Origin of the sequence: Gloeothece verrucosa PCC 7822 (assembly GCF_000147335.1) — a bacterium.
Classification (GTDB): Bacteria; Cyanobacteriota; Cyanobacteriia; order Cyanobacteriales; family Microcystaceae; genus Gloeothece; species Gloeothece verrucosa.
On sequence record NC_014501.1, the window covers coordinates 4,563,623 to 4,588,306 of the forward strand.

Here is a 24,684-nt window from a genome sequence, read left to right on the forward strand (position 1 = left end):
GTCATGGGTGACCCTGGAAAAAGTTTTAATCTATATCTCCAGTTCCGTTGACTCTTTTTCAGTAACTTAGCTGTTGAGTGTCTTGAAATAGATTTTTCGCTCAAACTATCACAAAACTTGGTAAAAACAAAGAACAACGCCAGTTCGGTGCGCGACCACGTCATGAAAATTTGATGAAATGCTAAATTAAACCTGAACCAGCGCAATTAAGCTCTGAATTTCAACCCCGCCCAGCGCGGGGTATTAGATTTTTGGGTTCGATAGAAGTCAATAGGCAAGAAGTGATTTAAAAAAAAGCCAATAGGTTATAGGATACTAAAACTAACTAAACCGCTAGGGTACAATAGAATCAGTCCTTGCGGTTTCAGGGACTGACCGAAACAATCGATGAAAAGTAAACAAAAGTAGGCTTTTTAAGCCGCAAAACCCAAACAAGCCCCACCCGAACCTAGGTTGATTTTCCCCTCTGTTCCCACTTAATCTATTTTGGCAGCTTCACAAAAGAATGAAAAACACTCATTGGAATCATATAAGCACTTCTACATCCTCTGACAACCCCTATTGGGGACCGCGATGGCTCACCGAAGAACGTGATGCCTGTGGAGTAGGCTTTATCGCGGATGTAAAAGGATTTGGTAGCCACAAACTCATAGAACAAGCTTTGGTCGCCTTGGGATGTTTAGAACACCGGGGAGGCTGTAGCGCGGACAGTGACTCGGGAGATGGGGCCGGCATTATGACCGGTATCCCTAGACAACTCTTTGAACCCTGGTTTAAAAACCATAACCTAGAAATGCCACCAGAAAATCAATTAGGGGTGGCTATGGCCTTTTTGCCCCAAGATGACGCGAAACGACTTGAAGCACTGGCCTATGTAGAAGAAGTAGTCAAAGGGGAAAACTTAACAATTTTGGGCTGGCGAGAAGTGCCGGTGCGGCCTGAAGTGCTAGGACGGCAAGCTCGAGAAAATCAGCCCTATATAGCTCAATTATTCGTGACAGCACCAGGACTGGCAGGCGCGGCACTTGACCGCATTCTTTATGTGGCCCGTTCCCGTATTGGCAAACGTTTGGCCGATGATTTTTATATTTGCTCGTTTAGTAGCCGCACCATTGTCTATAAAGGGATGGTGCGCTCGGTGGTATTGGGAGATTTTTATTTAGATTTAACCAATCCGGCTTATCAGAGCCAATTTGCTGTCTATCACCGCCGCTTTAGTACCAATACCATGCCAAAATGGCCCTTCGCTCAACCGATGCGGCTATTGGGACATAATGGGGAAATTAATACCCTCTTAGGCAATATTAATTGGATGTCTGCCCGCGAGGGAGATTTAGAGATATCTGACTGGAGCGAACACCAAAAAGAAGCCTTAACTCCTATTGTTAACCCCGATAATAGCGATTCTTATAACCTCGATAGTACCCTAGAATTACTCGTCCGCACGGGACGCAGCCCTTCAGAAGCGGCAATGATTTTGGTGCCGGAAGCTTACGCTCTTCAGCCGGCTCTCAAAGATTATCCGGAAATTGTCGATTTTTATGAGTTTTTTAGCGGCATCCAAGAGCCTTGGGATGGTCCGGCCTTATTGGTGTTTAGTGATGGGGCGACGGTGGGGGCGACTTTAGACCGTAATGGCTTGCGCCCGGCTCGCTATTGTATTACTCAAGATGATTATGTGATTGTGGCCAGCGAAGCGGGGGTGGTGGACCTCGATGAAAGCCAAATCCTAGAAAAAGGGCGCTTGGGTCCTGGAGAAATGCTGGTGGTGGATTTGGAAAAAAGGGAAATCCTGAAAAATTGGACCGTTAAAGAGCGTATTGCCAAAAAAGCGGCTTATGGAGAATGGATAAAGCAGTATCGCACGGAAATAAAGCCGATGGCTTTTCCGGAAGCGCGAGTGCTGCCAGAGAGTAGCCAATTGTTGCAAGTGCAAACGGCCTTTGGCTATACGGCCGAAGACTTGGATATGGTGATTGTTTCTATGGCCTCCACAGGCAAGGAACCCACTTTTTGTATGGGAGATGATACCCCTCTGGCTGTGCTGTCCTCTAAGCCGCGTCTGCTCTATGATTATTTTAAACAGCGCTTTGCTCAGGTGACCAACCCGCCTATTGACCCCCTGCGGGAAAGTTTGGTGATGTCTTTGACCATATTTTTAGGAGAAAGGGGGAATTTGACTAGCCCGAGTCCTGAAAATGCGCGGGTGATTAAGTTAGAATCGCCGGTTCTCAATGGGACGGAGTTGGAAGCGATTAAAACTTCTCCCTTGAAAACAGTGACCTTATCCACCCTGTTTGAGATTAGCGCCGGCCCCTCCGGACTAGAAGTCGCTATTAGCCAACTGTGTGAGCGGGCGGCTGAGGCGGTGAAAGGAGGCGCAAAAATAATCATTTTAACTGACCGTCCCGAAGGGAAAATGATTGATGAGCAAACCAGTTATATTCCGCCTCTGTTGGCGGTGGGGGCGGTCCATCATCATTTGATTCGCACCGGAGTGCGGCTGAAGGCTTCCATTATTGCCGATACGGCCCAGTGTTGGAGTACCCATCATTTTGCTTGTTTAATTGGTTATGGGGCTACGGCTATCTGTCCTTATTTAACTTTAGAAACGATTCGTCAGTGGTGGCAGGAACCGAGAACCCAAAAAATGATGGAAAATGGGAAGCTCGATTCGATTAGCTTGCAGGAAGCGTTAAAACGCTATCGCAAGTCGGTAGATGCCGGTTTACTGAAAATTCTCTCCAAAATGGGCATTTCTCTGCTGTCTTCTTATCAGGGGGCGCAGATTTTTGAGGCGATAGGGCTGAGTGCCGAGGTGATAGACAAAGCTTTTCGTGGCACCACAAGCCGCGTGGGCGGGTTAACTCTGGCTGAAGTGGCCACAGAGGTGATTCATTTTCATTCCTTAGCTTTCCCGTCTCTGTCGGCGAAGAAATTGGAAAATTACGGTTTTGTGAATTATCGCCCGGGGGGTGAATATCACATGAATTCCCCAGAAATGGCGAAGTATTTACATAAAGCAGTGGAAGCGTACCAAGCGAGCGGCAATGGAGCTAATGCAGAGGCCTTGGATTATTATGAACTGTACCGTAAATATTTGGCCGAGCGGCCAGTCACGGCACTGCGCGATTTGTTAGAGTTCAAGAGTGACCGCGCTCCTATATCCTTAGAAGACGTAGAACCCATAGAAGAGATTGTCAAGCGCTTCTGTACGGGGGGAATGTCTCTGGGCGCTTTGTCTCGGGAAGCTCATGAAACTCTAGCCATTGCGATGAACCGTATCGGAGGTAAGTCCAATTCTGGGGAAGGAGGAGAAGACCCCACCCGTTTCCGAGTGCTGGATAAAATAGATGAGACGGGGAGTTCTGCTGAGTTTCCCCATTTAAAAGGGTTACGCAAAGGCGATACAGCCAGTTCTGCCATTAAACAAATTGCCTCGGGGCGCTTTGGGGTAACCCCTGAGTATTTGATTAATGCCAAGCAGCTTGAGATTAAGATGGCTCAAGGAGCGAAGCCCGGAGAAGGAGGACAGTTACCCGGGACTAAGGTAAGTCCTTATATTGCTATGTTGCGCCGCTCGAAACCGGGGGTAACCCTAATTTCGCCGCCGCCGCATCATGATATTTATTCCATTGAAGATTTGGCTCAGTTAATTTTTGACCTGCATCAAATTAACCCTTCTGCACAGGTTTCGGTGAAGTTGGTGGCCGAAATAGGCATTGGCACCATTGCGGCCGGTGTGGCCAAAGCCAATGCAGATATTATCCAAATTTCCGGTCATGATGGGGGAACGGGAGCTTCTCCTCTGAGTTCCATTAAGCACGCCGGAGGCCCTTGGGAATTGGGCGTAACAGAGGTGCATCGCGTGTTGTTGCAAAATCAATTGCGTTCGCGGGTGCTGTTGCGGGCTGATGGCGGCCTCAAAACCGGTTGGGATGTAGTGATGGCGGCACTGATGGGAGCAGAAGAATATGGCTTTGGCTCCATTGCGATGATTGCTGAAGGCTGTATTATGGCCAGGATTTGTCATACCAATAACTGTCCGGTAGGGGTGGCCACTCAACAAGAGCGGCTGCGGCAGCGCTTTAGCGGCACTCCGGAGCAAGTGGTGAATTTCTTCTATTTTCTGGCCACAGAAGTGCGTTCTATTTTGGCGCAGTTGGGTTATCGCCGTTTGGATGAAATTATTGGGCGGACAGATTTGCTTTCGGCGCGCTCTGAGGTGAAAGTGAGCAAAACGAGCGGCTTGAATTTAGATTGTTTGCTCAATCTCCCCGATGTGCGTTCTGATAGGTCTTGGTTGGAGCATGAGACGGTTCACGGGAATGGTCCGGTGTTGGATATGGAGATTTTGGCAGATGCGGCCATTGCTGAAGCCATTGAGCAGCAACTGACGGTGACTAAGTCCCTGAAGATTGTCAATACCGACCGGACTGTGGGCGGACGCATTGCCGGAGTGATTGCCCGAAAATACGGCAATGATGGTTTTAAAGGGGAAATAACCCTGAAATTTAGCGGCGCGGCCGGTCAGAGTTTTGGCGCGTTTAATCTGCCGGGGATGAAGTTGTTCCTGGAAGGAGAGGCCAATGATTATGTCGGTAAGGGGATGTATGGCGGTGAGATTGTGATTGTGCCGCCGGCTGTTGTGAAATATGCGGCGGCCGATAATTCCATTGTCGGGAATACCTGTCTATATGGGGCCACAGGCGGCTTTATTTATGTGAATGGGCGAGCCGGTGAGCGCTTTGGGGTGAGGAATTCTAATTGTACGGCCGTTGTGGAAGGAACCGGTGACCACTGTTGTGAGTATATGACGGGGGGTGTGATTGTGGTTCTCGGCAGTGTGGGGCGCAATGTGGGTGCTGGAATGACCGGAGGACTCGCTTATTTTCTCGATGAAGATGGGAGTTTCCCGGAGAAAGTGAACCGCGATGTTAAGATTCAAGGGGTTTGTACGGCAGCCGGTGAGGCGCAGTTGAAAGGGTTAATTGCGGCTCATGTGGAACGAACTAACTCTGAGAAAGGTAAGCTGATTTTGGCCAATTGGGAGGCTTATTTAGGCAAGTTCTGGCAAGCGGTTCCGCCTTCGGAGGCTAATAGTCCAGAAACCAATCCTGATGCTAAAACATCACCAGAAAAAACCCTGACTTCAGTGTAGGAATAAGTAGATGTATATGTAGGGTGTGTTAGCGACAGCGTAACGCACCTTATTCTTAATTCTATTGGGTTAAGGTTAACTACTTTAATCATCCCAAGAACCTTGCGGCTTTTCTGATGTGCCATCGCTTCCCCAATCTTGGGGATAAATCCCTAAAGCAATAAACCGATGAATACTAGAATACTGCCAATCTTGGGGATTTTTACAGAATCCATGCCGCACAGGATTATCATGAATATAATCACAATGTTGAATAAAATCCCGTTCATCTCGGATTAAATGCTCCCAAAATCGACGTTGCCAAAGATGTTTTTCTCCTCGCTTTTGTCGTGACCGAGAAACCTCTCCATTAACCCCTAATTCTTGCCCGTAATGTTTGGTAACATAGGTTTTTATTAATCGCAATCTCACTGATAAATCTGAATCATCCGGGGGTAAAGTCCACAAACAATGAAAATGATCGGGTAATAAAACAAAAGCATCAATCGAAAAGAAATATTTTTTCCTTACTTTTTCAATCGCTTCTCTGAGAGCTTTTCTAGCTATGCCGCTACAAAGCCAAGCATTTCTTTGATAAGTAACCTGTGTTATAAAATAAGTTCCCCCTGAAACATGAGGTCTGCGATAATTAGGCATAAAAGTTTGCTCTTAAATTATAATTATTGTCCGGTTTGTTTGAGAGTTTACAAAAAGTGCTAATACACCCTACGCGGCTACTTTTTTTGGTGCGTTACGCTTCGCTAACACACCCTACGCGGCTACTTTTTTTGGTGCGTTACGCTTCGCTAACACACCCTACGCGGCTACTTTTTTTAGGTGCGTTACGCTTCCGCTTACACACCCTACGTGGCTACGATGCTTTTTTGATTTTAACCTCAAGGATAAACTCGAGAATACTGTTCAGGTTCTAAATATTTTCCATCACAACTCGCTTTCACTCGATACTCAAGAATTTTAAACTCCTTTTGTTGCCATTTATATTTCGCCAATGAACCACAATCTCCTAACCCTCGATACTTAGTTACAACTGTTAAAGTTTGTTGTACAGAATTATAATCAGGTATGCCGCCTATAGAGCGGCTATCACTTCTAGTCACTTGTCCGGCTTGATCTACTTCAAAAACCGGTAAACTTAGAGGTTTAATATTAGGTTTTGAAGCCAAATTTTCATATAAATAATATTCATAATTCCCTTGATAAGCACCCAAAAAACAGAGAAACTCTACTAAATATTGTTTTTTATTAATAGGATAAATAGAAGAATTTTGCTCAGAAACAGAAACATCTATTTGTCCATCACAAGCATTGACTTTTTTTAGAGCTTTATTAACCTCTTGTAACAGTTTCGGATTAGACTTTTGAGCTTCTATTAATTCTTTATCTGACTGATCTGAATAATTTAATAACGACGAGTCTTTTTTTAATCCTTCTTTATTAGAACAGCTTGGAAGTATCAATAAAAGCACTAAAATCAAGAAACTCTTTTGAAAATTAAACATACCGTTTAAAGGCTAAAATTAAAATTGACAAATTGTCTCAGGATGAACCGGACAAATTGAGGCAATTAATTGAGAATTATTAGATAAATTAATCTTGGTTAAATTCTCAAGAGACGATAAAACATTCACATCTTTAATGGGATTATCAGCCAGCCCTATTTGTTGTAATTGTTCAATCTCTGCCAGAGGACTTACATCCCTAATCTTATTAGAATTTAAATAGAGTACAGTTAATTTTTTTAGAGAAGATAAAGGAGTTAAATCATCAATTTTATTTTGGTTAAGTATGACCAGATTTAACTCATTTAGAAGTGAAAGAGGTGATAAATCTCTGATATTATTTCTCTCTCCAATTAAAACTTTTAACTGAGTTAAAGAAGATAAAGAATTTAAATTTTTAATGAGATTATTAGATAAAGAAATTCCTTTGAGATTTTTTAAAGAAGATAAAGGCGTGATATCCCTAATTTTGTTCTGATCTAAAAGCAGATAATTTAAATTAGATAAAGAGGACAAAGGGGAAAGATCCGTGAGCGAATTTTGAGCTAAATAAAGACGATTCAATCCAGTTAAAGCAGATAGAGGAGCCAGATTAGTAAGGCCATTATTCCAAAGCGAAAGAGTCTTTAAATTCCCTAAAGAAGACAAAGGAGTTAGGTCGCTAATTGGGTTATTAGAAAGCTCAAGGCTCTTTAAACCAGTCAAAGCGGCTAAAGGGGTCAGATCGCTGATTAAATTATTAGCTAGAGTTAAGTTTTCTAAATGATTAAAAGAAGACAGAGGCGTTAAATCTACAAGCTCAGTGCCCATCAAATTAAGCTCTCTCATCTCCCCTAACTGCCAAGATGCCCCTGCACAGTTGGAGGTCACCGTTTTAGAGAGCAATACCTCAATGGTATGCTGTTGTTCTAAAGGCAGATGCTCTCGATTGAGACACATATAGGTAAAAGAATTAGAGGCATACAGAAACGGGAAAGCCGAAAAAGCCAGAATCATCAAGAATCCAGATAGACTCCAAAAAATAAACTTAACTAGCTTTCGCCATTTATTCACTCTCTGCCATTGCATAAAAACTATCTCATCTATTTGTTTTGATCATAACTGGTAAAAAATACTTAACGCTCTACAGGTTAGCCTTGAGTTAGCCTAGTGCTGAAGTAAAAACACCGGCAAATCAAATATAGCAAGATTTTTAGAAACTTCGGAAAATCCTTAAACTCGAAACCTGAGTTTTTTTGCTCATTTCCAACTCGACAGTGCCATTTGATGAATAATGCGCCAAGGGATACCATGTTTACGGGCTAAGAGAGCGCAGTCCTCATATTCAGGTTGAACATTGATAATCTCTTGATGTTCTCCCATACCTTGACTAGCTACCTTAACTCTAACCTTTCCATAAGCGGTTTGCACCCAGTAAATCTCCCGTTGTAAAATACTGCGTTCTTGAGTTAGCTGACGAATCCCGAGCGTAGTGGTTTCTCGGAAAATCACCCTTTGACAAGCACTCACTTGAGCCGGAGGACAGATAACCGTTAAAAGAATACCCGGACGAGATTTTTTCATGCCGATGGCACTGGTAAAAACATCCACCGCTCCCGCTTCAAATAAACACTCAAATACATAGCCTATAGCTTGAGGACTCAAGTCATCAATTTGGGTTTCTAAGACTGAAATCTTCTCGGTTGGGAAAGCTTCTTCGATCACCGGATCATGACTCTCTCCAAGCCATAATCTGAGTAAATTAGGGATAGGTAGATCGGCTGTTCCGGCTCCGTTACCGACTTTTTGCAATGTCATCGCCGGCGGTGAACCAAAACCTGTAGCGAGAGTAGTGGCGATCGCTGCACCTGTAGGAGTCACTAACTCTTTATCTATCCCATTAGAATAAATCGGTACTTGCCGCAACTCCCATAATTTTAAAACGGCGGGTACCGGAACCGGTAAACGACCATGAGCCGCCTTAACCGTTCCTCCACCGGTAGGCATAGCAGAGCAGTATAATTGGTCTATACCTAACCAATCTAAACCCAAACAAGTCCCCACAATATCGACAATGGCATCGGTGGCTCCCACTTCATGAAAATGGACTTTTTGCGGCTCAATACCATGAACGGCCCCTTCGGCGAGTGCTAATTGACGAAACACGGCTAAACTCCATTCTTCGGCCTTTGGGGGTAAAGAAGCATTAAGAATTAATTGTTCAATTTCTGGTAAATGTCGTGCCGGGGGATGATGGCTATGATGGTTATGGTCATGATGATCAACGGTTCCGCGATCCGACTCGCCCGTTAAATCTACATGAACCTTTGTTGCTTCTTGTCCTTTACGGTGGACTTTTTGGGCCCATAAGCGATACTCTGAATGAATTCTTAAACCTTTAAGCTGTTCATTGAGGTATTCTATGGGTAAACCTAAATCAACTATTGCACCGAGACACATATCACCGGCGATACCGGTAGGACATTCTAAATAGGCTAACTTTTTCATGACTAAATACTATGGCTACTTTATACTCAATTCATCCTCAAACCCCACAAAAACGTCAGATTGATCAAATTGTTGATGCTCTTAAAAGGGGGGCTATCATGTTATATCCCACAGATACAGTTTATGCCATTGGCTGTGATATGAATACTAAATCCGCCGTCGAACGGGTTAGAAAACTCAAACAGCTATCTAATGATAAACCCCTCACTTTTTTATCTTCGTCTCTGTCGAATATTTCAGAATATGCTGTAGTAACAGATCAAGCATATCGAATTATGAAGCGCTTGATACCAGGTCCTTACACTTTTTTGTTACCGGCAACTAAATTAGTCCCTAAATTGGTGATGAGTCCAAAACGAAAGACCACAGGCATAAGAGTACCAGATAACGAGGTATGTCAGGCTATCTTACAAACCCTAGGGAATCCCATTATTTCTACATCGGCTCATTTACCGGATGATGACGGAGATTTTCCCACACTTGGCTTAGAAAAAGCCAGATTATTTGATAGTATGGATAGTCTAGTCGATATTATCATTGATACAGGCGTTAATCCCGGTTTTGAAGTATCCACCATTCTTGACCTGACACAAGATGAGCCGGTCATTGTTAGAGAGGGGTTAGGATGGGAACAATTGCAGAATTGGATTGCGGTGATGAGTTAGTTAGAGGACGCATGAACTATAAACCAGAGATAACAAGCTAGAATAAGAAGGTAAAAATTATTTTCTAGCAGTATCAGTTAAGTATGGTTGAAAAATCAGGGATTACGCCTAAAAAATCACAATCTATTTTGCAAAAGGAGATTAAAGTTAATGTTAAGAGTTTAGTGTTTTCACTAGGAAAAGCAAGTATTAATTTAGGGTTTGGAAAATGGGATGATCTTACTGAAAGTGGGCTAGAAATTTTAGAATCACTGGGACTTGAAAAAACGCCCGAAGAAATTGCGGGTTTATTGCTCATTCGCTCACTAATGCACGGGATACAAGATTTATTAAAAGAACATCAAGATTTATTGAATAAGAAGCCGGATAAGGATAACCTAAAAAAATTCTTTTCAAGTTTAGAGTCATCTTTAAATGATCATGAATTAATTATCGATCACAACTTTTTTGAACATCCTCAAAACTTCCCTCTGTTAGAAAAAGCTCTAAATAGTTTTGCTCAGTGGTTGGAGGAATTTGTTGATAAAAAGGTTGACACAGAAAATATTAGTCGTCGTCTTCCTACTTATTTTATTTTTGCTTTAAATAAAGAATGGCTAGAACATTCTCAAGATTATGCCATTCTCAAAGAAGAATTAGATACACCTTTCACTCAAGCTACAAAACGAGAACAAGGATGGTTAAAATATCGTGCTTGGTTGCAAAAACAAGTTGATGAACCCGTCTTTCTCGAAACATTTAGCTTAAAACAGGTTTATGTTCCCTTGCGAGGCTATTATGAGCAAGAAGAAAAAGATAATAATTCTCTCAAAACTTCTATTACTGAAAGAGAAGAACTTGATTTAAGAGGCAATACTTCAATTGCAAAAGATAAAGATAGAAAAATAAACCGTAGAATTATTGATGTTAGTGAAGAATTAGAAAAATGGTTAGAAGAAGGTAATAAAGATGATGCTATTCGTTTAATTAGTGGCAGTCCGGGAAGTGGAAAATCTTCTTTTACCAAAATGTTTGCGGCACAGCAAGCAGAAAAAGGAAATATACAAGTTTTATATGTTCCTTTGCATCGGTTTAGGCTTTCTGATGATTTAATTAAAGCGGTTGGGGACTTTGTTCAGTTTGACGGTTTTTTATATGATAATCCTCTACAGCCAGATAATGAAGGGTTACGGTTACTAATTATTTTTGATGGCTTAGATGAACTTTCGATGCAAGGGAAATTTGCTGAAAATTTGGCAAGAGATTTTATTGATGAAGTGAAAACAACAGTCAATAACTTTAATTATCATAAAACCCGATTACAGATTTTAATAAGTGGGCGAGAAGTGGTTATACAAGCTAATCATAGCAAACTCAGAAAAAGGCCTCAATTGCTGTATCTATTTTCTTATTTTATCCCAGAACATGAAAGAGAGAATAAAAACTATATAGATGATAAAAATTTGATAGCTGAGGATCAACGTCAGTATTGGTGGCAATTGTATGGCAAAGCCAAAGGAAAAGAATATCAAGGACTTCCATTAGATCTAGATCAAGATAATCTAACAGAAATAACAGCCCAACCTTTACTCAATTATTTAATTGCCCTCAGTTATGAACGCCAAAAAATTATATTTAATGAAGAAACAAACTTAAATGAAATTTATGCTGATTTATTATATGCGGTTTATGAAAGAGGTTATGAAAAACATGAATATCCGGTAACAAAAGGTATTAAAAAAGAAGAATTTATCGGAGTTTTAGAAGAAATTGCCCTCGCTTGTTGGCATGGAGATGGGCGAACCACAACAGTTAATGAAATACAAAACCATTGCAATAATAGTGGAGTTCAAGAAATATTAAATCGTTTTCAAGCGGATTTACAAGAAGATTGTAAAGCGAGTATTACTCGGCTTTTAACAGCCTTTTATTTTCGGGAAAGCGGAGAATTAAGAGGAAGTGATAAGACCTTTGAATTTACTCATAAAAGCTTTGGAGAATATTTAACTGCTAGACGTATTGTAAGGGAAGTTCAAGATATTGATGAAGAGTTAGACGCAAGAGAAAAGAACTATCGCAAGGGATACGATAAAAGAGAAGCTTTAGTAAAATGGGCTATCTTATCTGGACCATCAGCAATAAATAGATATTTATTTGAATTTTTAAAAGATGAAATTCGCTTACAAGATTTAGAAACAGTCAAAAAATGGCAACAAATGTTATGCCACCTCATAGAATTTATGTTAATCTATGGAATGCCAATGGAAAAAATAGACCCTCGCCCTAATTTTCAAGAAGAAATGCGACAAGCAAGGAATGCAGAAGAAGCTTTATTAGTAGTGTTAAATGCTTGTGCGAGGAGAACAGAAGAATTATCAAATATTAATTGGCCTTCTCCTAGTGCTTTTGGGCAATGGATTTATAGATTACAAATAAAAGAATATCAAAAAATTCAAGAAGATACAATAACTCGTAAGTGTTTGAGTTTTTTAAATTTACAAAATTGTGTTCTTATGGATTTAGATCTTGAATGTACAAATTTAATAAGAGTAAATTTATCTCATTCTACTCTTGTTTCTGTAAAATTTAACTGCGCCAATCTACAAAAAGTAAATTTTTCCGAATCAAAAATTATGGCAACAGAATTTAAAGGAGCAAATTTAAGCGAATCCTATTTTGAAAATACATATTTTACAGAAGCCTTTTTAAGCTCTGATGAAACTTATCAAGATATAATTTTTCTGAATGATTTTACAGAAGCAAATTTGACAAACTCTAATTTTAAAAATGCTTATTTGGAAGGTCTACTTTTTTTTGAAGCTGACATGACTAATGCTAATCTTTCAGGTGTGAATTTTACCAATGGAAGTATTAAAAGTGCAGATCTTACCGGTGCTAATCTTACTAATGCTAATTTTACAGACGTAAATTTTGAAGATACAGATCTTACTGATGCAGATCTTACAGGAACAGAGTTTACAGAAGTAAATTTAGATGAAGCTATTTTTGATAACACAATCAATGAAGAAGAATAAATAATGATACCAACAAAAAACCTCTTTGCGTCCTTCTCTGCGGCTTTGCGTCTTTGTAGGAAAAACCAGCCGCTACACAACATCAAAACCCCAACAAGACTGCTCACCAAAAACACCCTTAACAAACTCAGTAAATAACTGAATCTTAATCGAAAGATGACGATTAGTCGGATAAATCACATAAACAAAAAGCTCTAACCCAAAATAATCCGGTAAAACTTGTACCAGACTCCCCGTTTTCAACTCATCCCCAATAATAAAAGTCGGCAACAAAACAATCCCTAAACCTTTAAGTGCCGCACTACATAGCGCCTCTCCATTATTAGAACAGAGAACCCCATTAATATTAACTGTACACTCTCCCTTAGGCCCGAATAATTTCCATTGATTACCAGCCGCCAAATAGCCATAATGCAAACAAGAATGCTCCCCTAATTCCTTTGGATGCTTGGGAATACCCCGCTTATCGAAATAACTCGGTGCAGCACAGAGAACCTGTTTAACCCCAACCAAAGGATGAACAATTAACCCTGCTGCCTGAAACGGTTTACAGATTCTAACGGTAACATCAAACCCTTCAGCAATCGGATCAATAAAACGATCCTCTAACGTCAGTTGTACCTGTAAGTCGGGATATTGCAACATAAAATCAGCGATCGCCGGTGCTAAATGCAACGTACCAAAAGACATCGGTGCATTAATTTTCAGTATTCCTTTAGGTTCTCTCTGAAGTTGAGAAACCGCCAACTCTGCCTCTTCCAATTCCGCCAAAATACTCAGGCAACGCTCATAAAACGCCAAACCGGTAGCAGTTGGCGTGACTTGCCGAGTAGTGCGCTGTAAGAGTTGCACTCCTAGCTCATTTTCTAAATTAATCACCAACTTATTCACCATTGAGCGAGATAAATTCATTTCCCGCGCGGCGGCGGCAAATCCTCCTGCCTTAATGACTTGTGTAAAGGCTTTTATACTTTCAAATTTATCCATCAATTGTAGAATAAACAGAAACAATGTGTTTATAAAATAACATATTGTCTTTTAAAAAGAAACAACCTACAATAATCACAGAAAGTTTTACAGCAAAAAACCATTAAAAATTGAGAGGAGAATACTATGTCTGAACCGATTATTGTTGACAAAAAACCTGTGGTATTAGAACTAGAAGCCGGTGATTATTGGTGGTGTAGTTGCGGCAATTCTAAAAATCAACCCTATTGTGATGGAGGGCATAAAGGAACAGATTTTGTTCCTGTAAAATTTACGCTTGAAGAAGCCAAAAAAGTTGCTTTATGTTTATGTAAAAAAACGAATAATTCTCCTTTGTGTGATGGAACTCACGCTAAGTTATAAACTTCATTAAATATTAATAAACTCGTCTAAACTACGATTTTAATCATTAAATGAGGGCTATAATTTTAATCATAGTCAATCAAATAATCACTTAAATCATAGTTTAGACATCCTCTTATTTTCTACCCAATTCATACTCAGGAAAATGAGTAGGATTACCATTATTTTCTAACTTTTGTCTTAACTCCAATAAATCCGAACTATGCTCAGAATTATCTTCTACCAACTGATAAGGGAAAATACCTTTTTTTAACGCAAAATCTGCGGTCGTTCCGGCAGCCGCCCCAACAGCCCATTCAAAAGATTGAACCCGAAAAGCCGCCGCCGCAATATGGCTAGTAGCAATCGTTTTCCCCGCTACCAACAAATTATCAATCTTTTGAGGAATCATAGCCCTTAAAGGAATTTGAGCCGGATAAGTCGGAGCATAACCCCAACGCACATCTTCTCGTTCTCGATTTCCGGGTGCTTCAGGAGGAGAATTGGCCATACAGGGATGAAAATCCATACTATATTGAGTAATCCCCACTCCATCAGCAAAAGGCGTTGCGCTGGTGCGTCGAGTATATTGCATTTGAGAAATCGGCTGCACTCCTTTAGTAAAAATCTCTAAGCGCGTCACTTGCCGCCAAACATCGTAATACATACTCATAGGAATAGCATCCCGATAATGAATATTAAAGTAGTCCTTTGCTGAGATATCCAGTTCATTAATAGCAAATCCGTCGGGATAATCCCCAGAAAAACGCCCAATAATTCGCCTTGCTTCCCGAATATAAGGGTACTTAGATAATCCATGTAGAGTTCCCATCGGAGAATCTAAACCTTTAAGCAGAATATGATTAGGATAAGGTTTTTTAACACCATCTCCTAACTGAGAATCTGTGGTTCCTTCTACTAACCAATAGTAATAACCAAGAGCGTGTTCTTCACCTTTGCGGAGAGTTTCTTGGCGTAAGCCGCCCATCCAATTGCCAGATTTTAGTTGTCCGGTTTCTTGTAACTGTTGTCGGCTATAAATCAGATTATCAAGAGAAGTGCCAGGACGATAATCATTACCCCATTCCCAATTCTGCATCGAGATATCCCCTGGCATAGGTTCAGTAAACTTCACCCCTCCAAATTGCATCAATTTCCCTGGCGTGGGGTTCCAAATGCGTCGATAGGTAAAAACGTAATCAAAATTCGCCTTGGATGGATTAGGGTCATAACCGTAATAAGCTTTATATTTGGCATAAAACGGAGGTTCTTCTTGGAAAACAGGAGTTTTCGTTTGCTCCATCGCAAAGGTGTAGGTAAAGCCTTGGGTACAATAAGGATTGCTGGTATCTGTCGGCGAGGAAGGATTTAAAGCCGAACGCGGATCAAGTCCCAAACGATAAGGAACATCCGCTAAAGCAATCACTTCTCCGGTTTCTGTCGCTTCTATAACATACCAATCGGCCGGGCCCTTTCTTAAGGGCGTTTTAGGCACAAAGTGGATGACTTTTTTACTTAATTGAGGAGAATCTTCATAACGGTAAGCATCTTGATAGATTTTCGACAGAGGAAAGCTATTAATAGGAGGTTGACCGGGTTTAGGGGTATGTTGAATAGCCATCACTCCGTTAATCTGATCACCATCAGCAGAGATTTCTAATTCTTTAACTACCGTCGAAGGAAACCATTTCAGTTGACCATTACCTTGTCTGGCAGCCCACTGTAATTCTTGAAAGAGAATTTGTTGAGCATCTTTAGGGATAAAACAACTGTGACTAACCCAACAATTGCCAGGATTAAGTTGACCATACAATCGCTCAATACCACTGCGAAGAATTTGATAGCCGCGAGGAAAATAATTCAGAGAGCGTTGTTTTTCTCCTTCATCAAGCGCCGAAGTCCCCTGAGACGTAATTTGCCCGCCTACCCAGTCTGTAATCTCCGTTAAACAAACGGTACGACCAGCAAGTAAACTTTCATAAGCACTAGCCACACCAGCTAATCCGCCTCCAACGATCAGAATTTCACAGTTTACTGTTTCATCTGGCTTTATATGATTTTTATTTAATGCGGTGGCTGGTAAAATGGATTGACTTAATAAAATAATAGGCAGTGTGAGTCGTGAGAAAGTATTCAGACGAATAAATCGTCTAATATCGTTTTTTTTCATTGATATACCCTAAGCCTTCAACCTGATTAAAGTAAGGAGAAGTCAGCACTTCACCCGAAAAATCATTGAAGAATTAATTAATCTCTATTTTCTATATCTAACTTTTTATTTTCTAAAGTGCCAATAAAATTAACTTTAATTCAATAATTGCCCGATTTTTACGTATTTAGACGGGCAGGTATTACCTCATAATCTTTAATAAAAAAGTAAAATTTATTACGAGTTTTTACTTAACTTCATTTTTCATTCCCAATTAAATAAACAAAAAATTGGATAGCCACCTAAGCCGCACTTCGTCGCCGCCCTTTAATCGCTATAGGGGATCAGCTTGAAACTCATGCCCAAACATGATAGCCTACTGGGTTGATCCTAGGTAAAGCTACTCAAAGTGTAGAGTTAATGTGGAGCAAGCTGGAAAACTGGATTTTTTCCGTTAAGCTTTCTTCGTTTTCGATAAGGATCTACATCTTCTAACTACAAGAGGCCTAATATCTGGCTCCTGGTTTTTAGCAGAGGCTCAATTGTTGATAAACTACTTACACAGAGTAAAATTCTAGGTCTGACAGCCTGGGAAACCAATAAACAAAATTAATCGCTGATGACTGACTCATGAAAATTATACCTACAGAAATACCTGACGTTTTGATCATAGAGCCTAAAGTCTTCGGGGATGATCGAGGTTTTTTTTATGAAAGTTTCAATCAAAAAGCTTTTCAAGACAAAACCGAGATAATAACTGATTTTGTCCAAGATAATCACTCCCGTTCCCTGAAAAACGTCTTGAGAGGTTTGCATTATCAAATTCAACAACCTCAAGGCAAGTTAGTACGGGTTGTGGTGGGAGAAGTTTTTGATGTGGCTGTTGATATTCGTTCTTCATCCCCGACTTTCGGCCAATGGGTAGGCTGTTTACTCAGCGCAGAAAATAAACGACAATTCTGGATTCCAGCCGGCTTTGCTCATGGTTTTTTGGTTCTTTCAGAGGCAGCCGAATTTTTATATAAAACCACAGATTATTATGCCCCAGAATATGAAAGATCTATTCTCTGGAATGATCCCGACTTAGCCATTGATTGGCCCCTTCAAGGTGAGCCAATTTTGTCTAATAAAGACCTAGCCGGCAAACTTCTCAAAGAAGCAGAGGTCTTTTAATCAGTGACTAATAATCAATAGAGAATGATCCATAACCTATGAAACGAATTTTACTGCTAGGAAGCAACGGGCAATTAGGGCAAGAATTACAGACTACCCTAGCCCCTCTAGGCGAAATCATCTCAGTCGCACGAGATCAATTAGATTTGACTCAAACCGAGAGTATCCGTCAACTCATCGCACAAGTTCATCCTGAAATGATTGTTAATGCGGCTGCTTACACCGCAGTGGATAAAGCAGAAAGTGAAACAGAACTCGCTTATGCTGTCAATGAAATAGCCCCCAAAATTCTCGCCAGAGAAAGCCAAAAATTAGCGGCAACCTTCTTACATGTTTCTACAGATTACGTTTTTGATGGCACTAGAGGCATTCCCCTCACCGAAACCGATGAAACTAACCCCATCGGTGTTTATGCTAAATCTAAACTCGCCGGAGAAAAGGCAATTGCTGAAAATTGTGAGCGTTATATTATTCTTAGGACGGCTTGGGTATACGGCACCTATGGAAAAAGTAACTTTGTCAAAACCCTGCTGCGCCTAGGAGCAGAAAGAGAACAACTACGAGTAGTTGCCGATCAGGTGGGAACTCCTACTTGGGCCAAAGATATTGCAGATGCTATCGCAAAATTGCTTGAGTTAGAAGAAAAAACTCCCACCGGAATTTATCACTTTACTAATAGTGGGGTAGCTAGTTGGTATGATTTTGCTAGGGCAATTTTTGAGGAAGCCAAATTAATCGGTTTTCCCTTAAAAATTAACGAGGTTGTCCCCATTACTACTGCTGAATATCCCACCCCGGCAAAACGTCCCGCCTATTCAGTCCTTTCTCAGCAAAAAATTCGCCCTCTGTTGGGAAACTACCCCCCCTACTGGCGAGACTCCCTGAAACAAATGCTCTTTCAACTATATTCTCAAAACTCATGAAAGCACTTATATTATCTGGCGGTAAAGGTACAAGATTACGTCCCTTAACTTATACAGGAGCAAAGCAATTAGTTCCTGTGGTTAATAAACCGATTCTCTGGTACGGAATAGAATCGATCGTTAAAGCTGGAATTACAGATATTGGTATTATTATTAGTCCTGAAACCGGCCAAGAAGTTCAACTTAAAACCGGTAATGGAGAGCGCTTTGGCGCTAACATCACTTACATTCTTCAAGATGAACCCCTAGGATTAGCCCATGCCGTTAAAATAGCTCAACCCTTTTTAGGGGATTCTCCTTTCATTATGTATCTCGGAGATAACCTAATTCAAGATGAAGTCATTCCCTTTGTAGAAACTTTCTCTAAACAACACCTAGATGCTCTAATTTTGTTACGTACTGTATCTAATCCAACGGCTTTTGGTGTGGCTAAAGTGGATGAAAAAGGACGGGTTTTACAGTTAATCGAAAAACCGAAAAATCCTCCTTCTAATTTGGCTTTAGTGGGAATTTATCTATTTTCGCCCGCTATTCATGATGCCATAGCCGCCATTCAACCCTCAGCTAGAGGAGAATTAGAAATTACAGATGCGATTCAAGAATTAATTGATCGACAATTACCAGTAGAAGCTTTACAACTAACCGGTTGGTGGCTAGATACCGGGAAAAAAGATGATTTGTTAGAAGCTAATCGTATTATTTTAGATACCTGTTTAGAAATTTCTAAAAATGGAGAGATTGATGCTCAAAGTCAAATCATTGGACGAGTAGAAATCGGAGCCGGCACGAAAATTGTTAATAGTACCATTCGCGGACCGGTTATTATTGGTAATAATTGCCACATAGAAAATTGCTTTATTGGCCCTTATACCAGTATTGCCGATGAAGTGAGCCTCAAAGATGCCGATTTAGAACACAGCGTAATTTTACAAAAAGCTTCTATAATTGGCATTAAACAAAGAATCGTCGATAGCGTCATTGGACAACGGGCTAAACTCGAACCGGCACCACAACGTCCAATTGCTTTACGATTTATGATTGGAGATGATTCTCACATCGAGTTAGCATAAGATCATAGGGACTAACAAATGACTATTTTAATTACAGGTGGTGCAGGTTTTATCGGCTCGAATTTTGTTCATCATTGGTGTAATAATTATCCCAATGACCGGGTGATTGTTTTGGATGCTTTGACTTATGCCGGAAATCGTCAAAATATAGCCCCTTTAGAATCCCTTGAAAACTTTCGTTTTGTACAGGGCAATATAGGAGATCGCTCTTTGATTGATAGTCTTTTAAGAGCGGAAAATGTGGATACAGTGGCTCATTTTGCGGCAGAATCTCATGTAGACCGTTCTATCTTAGGCCCTGATGCTTTTATTCAAACTAATGTGGTGGGAACCTTTACACTATTAGATAGTTTTCGTCATTATTGGACGGAAAAAGGAAGCCCCGAAAATTACCGTTTTCTTCATGTTTCAACCGATGAGGTTTACGGAAGCTTAGGCCCAGATGATCCGGCTTTTACAGAGACAACCCCTTATGCGCCTAATAGCCCCTATTCAGCTTCAAAAGCGGCTAGTGATCATTTAGCGAGAGCCTATTTTCATACTTATAAGGTTCCCACCATTATTACCAATTGTTCTAATAATTATGGCCCTTATCATTTTCCGGAAAAGTTAATACCGTTGATGTGTATTAATATCCTCTTAGGAAAACCGTTACCAGTTTATGGAGATGGGCAAAACATTAGAGATTGGTTATTTGTCTTAGACCATTGTAAGGCTTTAGATATTGTCATCCATAAAGGACAACCCGGAGAGACTTATAATGTCGGGGGAAATAATGAGGTTAAAAACATCGATTTAGTCACTTTATTATGTGAATTGATGGATGAATTAGCCCCAGATTTACCCGTTAAACCCTCTAAACAGTTAATTACTTTTGTTAAAGACCGTCCAGGACATGATAGACGTTATGCTATCGATGCCACAAAAATTAAGACTGAATTAGGCTGGACTCCAGAGGTCACCGTAGAAGAAGGGTTACGCAAAACCATTCAATGGTTTCTCAACAACCGCGAATGGTGGCAACCTTTATTATCCCAAGAATATCAGGATTATTATCAAAAAGTTTATGGTGTCAGTGTTTAATCAATATTGACCTCTCCCCCAACCCCTTCGCCAACCAGGTGAGGGGGCTTATTATTGATACTTCTCCTCCATCCCCTTCGCCTAAGCTAAGACGCATTTAATTTTTATAACTTTATTTTTGGTACAAAGGTTCAATCCTTTCCCCTTTCCCCTTTCCCCTTTCCCCTTTCCCCTTTCCCCTTTCCCCCTTCTTTATCTGGACTAATAATTTAGATGCGTAACAGCTTACCAGGTGAGGGGGCTTATTATTGATGCCTGTCTCCCAACAGAAGAGTCTCCTTAGATAACTATAACTTATGGATACTATCTAAAAAAATTTGTCAAGCATACTTTACAATTCGTTACTAATTTGTTACATTTATTTACATGAGGAAACAAACAGAGGAACAAATCATGTACACCACAGTTAACGAACAAGGACATCTCAACAACTACGCCACCGAACCTGATATGTACTATGCTGAATATCCCGCTCCCTATCAACAACGCCGCTATTTACTCCAAGGCATTTTCGCTACTCTATTAGTCACCACGCTGGTAGTGGTTTCCTTGGTAATCAGCTAATCAAATTTTTAAGTAAACATCTCAATAAAAAATGCAAACGGAGGAACAAGCTATGTACACCACAGTTAACGAACAAGGACATCTCAACAACTACGCCACCGAACCTGATATGTACTATGCTGAATATCCCGCTCCCTATCAACAACGCCGCTATTTACTCCAAGGCATTTTCGCTACTCTATTAGTCACCACGCTGGTAGTGGTTTCCTTGGTAATCAGCTAATCAAATTTTTAAGTAAACATCTCAATAAAAAATGCAAACGGAGGAACAAGCTATGTACACCACAGTTAACGAACAAGGACATCTCAACAACTACGCCACCGAACCTGATATGTACTATGCTGAATATCCCGCTCCCTATCAACAACGCCGCTATTTACTCCAAGGCATTTTCGCTACCCTATTAGTCACCACACTGGTAGTGGTTTCCTTGGTAATCAGCTAATCAAATTTTTCAATAAACATCTCAATAAAAAACGCAAACGGAGAAACAAGCTATGTACACCACAGTTAACGAACAAGGACATCTCAACAACTACGCCACCGAACCTGATATGTACTATGCTGAATATCCCGCTCCCTATCAACAGCGCCGCTATTTACTCCAAGGCATTTTCGCTACCCTATTAGTCACCACACTGGTAGTGGTTTCCTTGGTAATCAGCTAATCAAATTTTTAAGTAAACATCTCAATAAAAAACGCAAACGGAGGAACAAGCTATGTACACTACAGTTAACGAACAAGGACATCTCAACAACTACGCCACCGAACCTGATATGTACTATGCTGAATATCCCGCTCCCTATCAACAGCGCCGCTATTTACTTCAAGGCATTTTCGCTACTCTATTAGTCACCACACTGGTAGTAGTTTCCTTGGTAATCAGCTAATCAAATTTTTGACAAAAAAGCATCGACATTTTGGATTTCTCCTACTCTCGACCTCGGACAACCGAGGTTTTTAATTTTGAGGGTTGGGGGATTAGCTATTTGTGCTGTTTTTGAAAGTCATAAAAAAACCTGCTGTTATAAGCAGGAAAAGTTGACAAGAGTTTTTATTAAGGCAAAAATTTAGAAAATAGACGGTTTAACGAGCAAGGCTTTTACCATAGCTAACTAACCCTGCACCAATGTAGCGGCCATAGCCATCTAATTTGTCTTGTTGAGCAATTCTTTGAGGATTGTTAAACATATCAGCTACCCCAGCACTCATTAACATAACAGTAGTAGCGGCGATGATGTAGTTGCGAATTAGTTGGGTGTTGTGGGTGGTAGCGTTTAACATTTTGGTTGCCTCTATTGCTCTCGACATCTTTAGAATACGAGGCGGCCTGGGGTGATGTCAGTCCCAAAATTATTGGAAAATATAGTGTCTGATAGTTAGAGGACTCTCTATCAAAGTGGAATTAAATGGAAAAATCAAGCCCTTGTTTGTAATATTTTTGTAGCATAATGTTCTAGGCGGGGTGGCGAAGTGTTGACATACTCCGCCTAAAATTTTTCAATTAATTAATCATCATCATCTTGGGTTAGGTGCCCAGTACCCCCACAAAATAAGCAGGTTTCCTCACGCTGAACTTCGCCGCTACAGTCTCGAATCTCAATGTATCCTTTTCCCTCACAATGCGGACAAGTTTGGTTCATAATTCTGCTTAAACTCCTAAATCTTGCATTGCTAGGCGTATTTGTTCTAATCTTCTGCGGTTAACTCCTAAATCAGATTCTCCTAAGCGTGACGCTGAACGGACATGAATCACTTTTTCATCCGGGGGAAAGTAAAATTCTGCATCATCGATAAATCCCATCAGACGACTTTCAGATTCTACCCGAATGTAATCATCGGTTTCTTCAATGATGGTGGTACGAGGGACTACCCCGAGAACTTTAATTAGAGTTTGTTTAGCGGCATCTCGGTCCGTTTGGTAGGTAATGGGTGCTATGGTATGGGTTGAATCAGCATCTTGAGAAACCACACAGTTAGGAGTAGACGGACAAGCCGCTAATTTACCCTCATGTATTCCGATATTGTCAGGGGCAGTTCCTTTAAACAGTTGATTGATTAAAGGTAATGCGGCTAGGGGAGTAGAGGGGTATTCCAACGCCCAAACCGAGGCGGGAGTTACAGCGTTTGACAGGGTGATAAATGCGGCTAAAATTAGTGCAATTAGATAGCGGCTCATGTTTGGATTATTAAGCTTAAGTTGATCTACATTATTAAACCATTTTGACCTAATAATTAAATTTTCTAAAAATGTAATAGCCAATACTTAAACCGCTATTTCTCCCCAAAGACTTAAGCAAAAGTGCTTAAAATATACTCAAATTGTCACAAAAACATTGCCAACCTGAAACTTGTCTAAAGTTTTTAACCAAATCAAGAATTCTTGCCTACCATAGATCAGTAAAAGCGACCAAAAAACCTTGATAGCCTCGTTGTCATTAAGGTCACTACATTCGCCACATCTTGGGAGATAGAGAGTATGCTCAGTGCAAAACCCATTGTTAAGCAAGAAATGAGTCTAGATAGGGATTGTACCACCCTGTCCCGTCACGTCTTACAACAATTACAAAGCTTTTCACCCGATGCACAAGACCTCAGTGCCATCATGAATCGCATTGCCCTAGCCGGAAAACTCATTTCCCGCCGCCTTTCTCGCGCTGGTTTAATGGCCGATGTCCTCGGATTCACCGGTGAAACCAACGTACAAGGCGAAGAAGTCAAAAAAATGGATGTCTTTGCCAATGACGTATTCATCGCCGTCTTTAAACAAAGTGGGTTAGTCTGCCGCCTTGCTTCAGAAGAAATGGATGACCCCTACTACATCCCCGAAAACTGTCCCATTGGACGCTATACCCTACTATATGACCCCATTGACGGGTCTTCTAACGTCGATATTAACTTAAATGTCGGCTCCATCTTCTCCATCAGACAAGGCATCGGCGAAGACTTAAATGGTGATGCCAGTGATTTACTCCAAGATGGACACAAACAACTCGCCGCAGGATACATTCTTTACGGTCCATCCACCGTCTTAGTCTATTCTCTCGGTTATGGGGTACACTCCTTTATCCTCGACCCCAGTTTAGGCGAATTTATCTTAGCCCAAGAAAATATCCGCATCCCCGATCACGGCCCCGTTTATAGCACCAACGAGGGCAATTTCTGGCAATGGGATGAAGCCATTCGAGACTATACTCGCTACGTACACCGTCACGAAGGCTATACAGCCCGCTATAGTGGGGCATTAGTCGGAGATATTCACCGCATCTTATTACAGGGTGGAGTTTTTCTATATCCAGGTACAGTCAAAAAACCCGAAGGGAAGCTAAGATTACTTTATGAAACCGCCCCCCTAGCCTTTTTGATCGAACAAGCCGGCGGACGGGCTAGTAATGGCGAACAAAACTTATTAGATGTGGTTCCCACTCATCTACACACTCGCACCCCCTTAATTATTGGCAGTGCAGAAGATGTCAAACTCGTAGAATCCTTTATTGATGACCACAAACGCCGAGCGGCTCAAAAGTAACAACACTCTTAAAAAACTTCAAACTTTACCTCATTT

23 protein-coding genes are annotated in these 24,684 nt (G+C 40.8%); 14 read left to right on the plus strand and 9 right to left on the minus strand.

All coding sequences use genetic code 11. The features are described from left to right. The first annotated feature begins 505 nt into the window (after nucleotides 1-505). On the plus strand, nucleotides 506-5,161 hold the full coding sequence (gltB, locus tag CYAN7822_RS20320; RefSeq protein ID WP_013324133.1) for a glutamate synthase large subunit: 4,656 nt from the start codon (nucleotides 506-508) through the stop codon (nucleotides 5,159-5,161). Between the two features lie 84 nt (nucleotides 5,162-5,245). Here the strand turns inward: gltB and CYAN7822_RS20325 are convergent, their stop codons facing one another. From CYAN7822_RS20325 to larC, 4 genes are all read right to left on the minus strand, one after another. Then, nucleotides 5,246-5,797, minus strand: a complete 552-nt coding sequence (locus CYAN7822_RS20325; RefSeq protein WP_013324134.1) for an REP-associated tyrosine transposase — start codon at nucleotides 5,795-5,797, stop codon at nucleotides 5,246-5,248. Nucleotides 5,798-6,036: 239 nt separating this feature from the next. After that, nucleotides 6,037-6,660, minus strand: a complete 624-nt coding sequence (locus CYAN7822_RS20330) for a DUF1176 domain-containing protein (protein WP_013324135.1) — start codon at nucleotides 6,658-6,660, stop codon at nucleotides 6,037-6,039. 18 nt (nucleotides 6,661-6,678) lie between these two features. Further along, entirely contained in the window at nucleotides 6,679-7,728 is a 1,050-nt protein-coding gene (locus CYAN7822_RS20335) for a leucine-rich repeat domain-containing protein (RefSeq protein WP_013324136.1), read from the minus strand. Between the two features lie 171 nt (nucleotides 7,729-7,899). Further along, the gene (gene larC, locus CYAN7822_RS20340; protein ID WP_013324137.1) at nucleotides 7,900-9,147 is read right to left on the minus strand and encodes a nickel pincer cofactor biosynthesis protein LarC; all 1,248 of its coding nucleotides are present in this window, start codon (nucleotides 9,145-9,147) and stop codon (nucleotides 7,900-7,902) included. Between the two features lie 11 nt (nucleotides 9,148-9,158). Here larC and CYAN7822_RS20345 point away from each other — a divergent pair, with 11 nt between their 5' ends. Both CYAN7822_RS20345 and CYAN7822_RS20350 read left to right on the plus strand, forming a co-directional pair. Beyond that, nucleotides 9,159-9,812 (plus strand): L-threonylcarbamoyladenylate synthase, encoded by a 654-nt coding sequence (locus CYAN7822_RS20345; RefSeq protein ID WP_013324138.1) that lies wholly within the window; start codon nucleotides 9,159-9,161, stop codon nucleotides 9,810-9,812. Nucleotides 9,813-9,895: 83 nt separating this feature from the next. Next, nucleotides 9,896-12,826 (plus strand): pentapeptide repeat-containing protein, encoded by a 2,931-nt coding sequence (locus CYAN7822_RS20350; protein WP_013324139.1) that lies wholly within the window; start codon nucleotides 9,896-9,898, stop codon nucleotides 12,824-12,826. A gap of 72 nt (nucleotides 12,827-12,898) precedes the next feature. On the opposite strand, the gene CYAN7822_RS20355 is transcribed toward CYAN7822_RS20350, so the two are convergent. Beyond that, nucleotides 12,899-13,813: a LysR family transcriptional regulator gene (locus tag CYAN7822_RS20355; RefSeq protein WP_013324140.1), complete on the minus strand. Its 915-nt coding sequence runs from the start codon at nucleotides 13,811-13,813 to the stop codon at nucleotides 12,899-12,901. Nucleotides 13,814-13,939: 126 nt separating this feature from the next. Here CYAN7822_RS20355 and CYAN7822_RS20360 point away from each other — a divergent pair, with 126 nt between their 5' ends. Beyond that, nucleotides 13,940-14,176, plus strand: a complete 237-nt coding sequence (locus CYAN7822_RS20360) for a CDGSH iron-sulfur domain-containing protein (protein ID WP_013324141.1) — start codon at nucleotides 13,940-13,942, stop codon at nucleotides 14,174-14,176. Nucleotides 14,177-14,291: 115 nt separating this feature from the next. Here the strand turns inward: CYAN7822_RS20360 and CYAN7822_RS20365 are convergent, their stop codons facing one another. Then, nucleotides 14,292-16,325: an FAD-dependent oxidoreductase gene (locus tag CYAN7822_RS20365; RefSeq protein WP_013324142.1), complete on the minus strand. Its 2,034-nt coding sequence runs from the start codon at nucleotides 16,323-16,325 to the stop codon at nucleotides 14,292-14,294. A gap of 609 nt (nucleotides 16,326-16,934) precedes the next feature. Between CYAN7822_RS20365 and rfbC the strand changes: the two genes are divergently transcribed. The 9 genes from rfbC (at nucleotide 16,935) to psb34 (CYAN7822_RS37825) (ending at nucleotide 22,009) form a co-directional block, all read left to right on the plus strand. Then, nucleotides 16,935-17,477 (plus strand): dTDP-4-dehydrorhamnose 3,5-epimerase, encoded by a 543-nt coding sequence (gene rfbC, locus CYAN7822_RS20370; protein ID WP_013324143.1) that lies wholly within the window; start codon nucleotides 16,935-16,937, stop codon nucleotides 17,475-17,477. 38 nt (nucleotides 17,478-17,515) lie between these two features. Then, on the plus strand, nucleotides 17,516-18,400 hold the full coding sequence (rfbD, locus tag CYAN7822_RS20375; RefSeq protein ID WP_013324144.1) for a dTDP-4-dehydrorhamnose reductase: 885 nt from the start codon (nucleotides 17,516-17,518) through the stop codon (nucleotides 18,398-18,400). Next, nucleotides 18,397-19,470: a glucose-1-phosphate thymidylyltransferase gene (locus tag CYAN7822_RS20380; RefSeq protein WP_013324145.1), complete on the plus strand. Its 1,074-nt coding sequence runs from the start codon at nucleotides 18,397-18,399 to the stop codon at nucleotides 19,468-19,470. The genes rfbD and CYAN7822_RS20380 overlap by 4 nt, the downstream gene beginning before the upstream one ends. Nucleotides 19,471-19,488: 18 nt before the next feature. Continuing rightward, the gene (gene rfbB, locus CYAN7822_RS20385) at nucleotides 19,489-20,553 is read left to right on the plus strand and encodes a dTDP-glucose 4,6-dehydratase (protein WP_013324146.1); all 1,065 of its coding nucleotides are present in this window, start codon (nucleotides 19,489-19,491) and stop codon (nucleotides 20,551-20,553) included. Between the two features lie 393 nt (nucleotides 20,554-20,946). Continuing rightward, complete coding sequence (psb34, locus tag CYAN7822_RS37815; protein ID WP_013324147.1) at nucleotides 20,947-21,117, plus strand: photosystem II assembly protein Psb34; 171 nt, start codon at nucleotides 20,947-20,949, stop codon at nucleotides 21,115-21,117. 52 nt (nucleotides 21,118-21,169) lie between these two features. Next, on the plus strand, nucleotides 21,170-21,340 hold the full coding sequence (gene psb34, locus CYAN7822_RS20395) for a photosystem II assembly protein Psb34 (protein ID WP_013324147.1): 171 nt from the start codon (nucleotides 21,170-21,172) through the stop codon (nucleotides 21,338-21,340). A 52-nt stretch (nucleotides 21,341-21,392) separates the two neighbouring features. Next, nucleotides 21,393-21,563, plus strand: coding sequence for a photosystem II assembly protein Psb34 (psb34, locus tag CYAN7822_RS20400; protein WP_013324147.1), 171 nt, complete (start codon nucleotides 21,393-21,395; stop codon nucleotides 21,561-21,563). Nucleotides 21,564-21,615: 52 nt separating this feature from the next. Then, on the plus strand, nucleotides 21,616-21,786 hold the full coding sequence (gene psb34, locus CYAN7822_RS37820; protein ID WP_013324147.1) for a photosystem II assembly protein Psb34: 171 nt from the start codon (nucleotides 21,616-21,618) through the stop codon (nucleotides 21,784-21,786). A 52-nt stretch (nucleotides 21,787-21,838) separates the two neighbouring features. Continuing rightward, nucleotides 21,839-22,009, plus strand: coding sequence for a photosystem II assembly protein Psb34 (gene psb34 / locus CYAN7822_RS37825; RefSeq protein WP_013324147.1), 171 nt, complete (start codon nucleotides 21,839-21,841; stop codon nucleotides 22,007-22,009). 196 nt (nucleotides 22,010-22,205) lie between these two features. Here psb34 (CYAN7822_RS37825) and CYAN7822_RS20415 read toward each other — a convergent pair whose 3' ends face one another. From CYAN7822_RS20415 to CYAN7822_RS20425, 3 genes are all read right to left on the minus strand, one after another. Next, nucleotides 22,206-22,403, minus strand: a complete 198-nt coding sequence (locus CYAN7822_RS20415; protein ID WP_013324149.1) for a hypothetical protein — start codon at nucleotides 22,401-22,403, stop codon at nucleotides 22,206-22,208. A 224-nt stretch (nucleotides 22,404-22,627) separates the two neighbouring features. Further along, complete coding sequence (locus tag CYAN7822_RS20420) at nucleotides 22,628-22,762, minus strand: hypothetical protein (RefSeq protein ID WP_013324150.1); 135 nt, start codon at nucleotides 22,760-22,762, stop codon at nucleotides 22,628-22,630. A gap of 8 nt (nucleotides 22,763-22,770) precedes the next feature. Beyond that, nucleotides 22,771-23,382 carry a DUF1499 domain-containing protein gene (locus CYAN7822_RS20425; protein WP_245602612.1) on the minus strand — a complete coding sequence of 204 codons (612 nt, stop codon included), beginning with the start codon at nucleotides 23,380-23,382 and terminating at the stop codon, nucleotides 22,771-22,773. A 216-nt stretch (nucleotides 23,383-23,598) separates the two neighbouring features. On the opposite strand from CYAN7822_RS20425, the gene fbp reads away from it, so the two are divergent. Then, nucleotides 23,599-24,648, plus strand: coding sequence for a class 1 fructose-bisphosphatase (gene fbp / locus CYAN7822_RS20430; RefSeq protein ID WP_013324152.1), 1,050 nt, complete (start codon nucleotides 23,599-23,601; stop codon nucleotides 24,646-24,648). Nucleotides 24,649-24,684 lie beyond the last annotated feature (36 nt).